The organism is Polaribacter sp. (assembly GCF_965656025.1).
Classification (GTDB): Bacteria; Bacteroidota; Bacteroidia; order Flavobacteriales; family Flavobacteriaceae; genus Polaribacter.
This window is the reverse complement of the sequence record NZ_CBFHJT010000143.1, coordinates 1-1520: the sequence shown is the minus strand read 5'-3', so window position 1 is coordinate 1520 and position 1520 is coordinate 1. Positions and strand designations below refer to the sequence as shown.

Below are 1520 nucleotides of genomic sequence, written 5' to 3'. Positions count from 1 at the left end.
CATGATTGGATTATGAGTAGAGTTACCAAAGAAAATGAAATTATAGAAAGCTATACTTTTTCTATTTACTTAATTGCTATTGCTTGTGCTTATTTTGAGCTTTTTTACTCTTGGACTAAAGTACAGTTGCAGACAGTATTTGGTAATGTTTTAAAAGAATTATGGAATAGAGTAGTGGTAATGTTGCTGTTATTAGCTGTGTTTTTTGGTTTTATAACGAAAACAGAATTTATTTGGTATTTAACTGTTGCTTATGTGCTTAGGGCATTTGTAATGATGTTTTATGCATTTTACATGTACTTGCCTAAGTTTTATTTCAAACTACCAGCCAATTTTAAAGAAATTTTAAATTATTCTTTATATATAATTTTAGCAGGTTCTGCAGGAGCGATTTTATTAGATATTGATAAAATTATGATTCCCGGAAAAGACACCATAGAAAAAGCAGCTTATTATTCTGTAGCCGTGTTTATAGGCTCTTTTATAGAAGCACCAAGTAGAGCTATGACTCAGATTTTACAACCTTTAACTTCTAAATCCTTAAACGAATTTAACACTAAAGAGGTAGAAAATTTATACAAAAAAAGTTCTATTAATTTATTTTTAGTAGGCGGTTTGTTTTTTTTATTAGTGAATTGTGGTGTTAGAGAATTATTCAAGTTAATGCCAGAAAAAGGCTATGCTGGAGGTGAGTTGGTTGTTTTAATGATTTCTTTAGCAAAACTATACACCATGTTTTTAGGAAGTAATGGCGCTATTATAAACAACTCTAAGTTTTACAAAGTTACTTTGCCAATTGCAGTGGGTATGTCTGTTTGCGTATATTTTTTAAATCAGTTATTTTACTTTAATTTAGAATTCGGTACAGATGGTTTAGCCCTGGCAACATTTTTAACAATATTATTTTTTAATACGTTTAAATTATGGTTTGTGCATCGTAAGTTTTCTATAACACCATTTACTCCCAAATCTATCAAAATGGCACTCATCATTTTAGTATTATTTTTAGGGTTTTATTTTTGGGATTTTAACTTGCCAGACATCGAGATAAAAAAGTTTTCGATAACACCAATTTTAAATATTTTAATCAAAACTATTTTAATTACTGTTGTATATATTTATTTAGTTTTAAAACTAAAAGTATCAAATGAGATTGATGGTCTACTAAAAAAGTTCTTTAAATTTTACAAATAACAATCTAGGTAATCTGTAGCCATATGAAACAATAAGGCAATTGCTAAGACTCTAGTTTTTTTGAATACCAAACCAAAAAAGTAAAAAACAATTGCAACATAACTGTGCAGAGGATGAAAGTTGATACTGCATCTGTTTTCATCAAAAATTGGGTTGGCTAATAAATGGTCTGCATCTACCAGCATAGACGCTAGAAAAATAAGATAAACTTTTTGCCATTGATTTTTAAAAAATAAAAAGGCAATAAGTATGGGAGCTACAAAATGCAAACCATAGTGTATTACAAATTGTACATCTATCATTTACTTCTTTTTAGATTTTACTAA

The 1520-nt window shown here is 28.4% G+C and carries 2 protein-coding genes; one reads left to right on the top strand and one right to left on the bottom strand.

All coding sequences use genetic code 11. From position 1 onward, the window contains the following. A partial coding sequence (locus ACTG3S_RS14440; protein ID WP_439130033.1) for a lipopolysaccharide biosynthesis protein occupies positions 1-1194 on the top strand: 1194 nt, incomplete at its 5' end. Here ACTG3S_RS14440 and ACTG3S_RS14435 read toward each other — a convergent pair. Next, complete coding sequence (locus ACTG3S_RS14435; protein WP_439130032.1) at positions 1185-1496, bottom strand: DUF6122 family protein; 312 nt, start codon at positions 1494-1496, stop codon at positions 1185-1187. The two genes, ACTG3S_RS14440 and ACTG3S_RS14435, sit on opposite strands and share 10 nt — an antisense overlap. Positions 1497-1520: the final 24 nt, after the last annotated feature.

Coding starts and splice junctions, on each gene's coding strand:
- ACTG3S_RS14435 (WP_439130032.1), bottom strand. CDS start 1,496: ATGATAGATGTACAATTTGTAATACACTATGGTTTGCATTTTGTAGCT.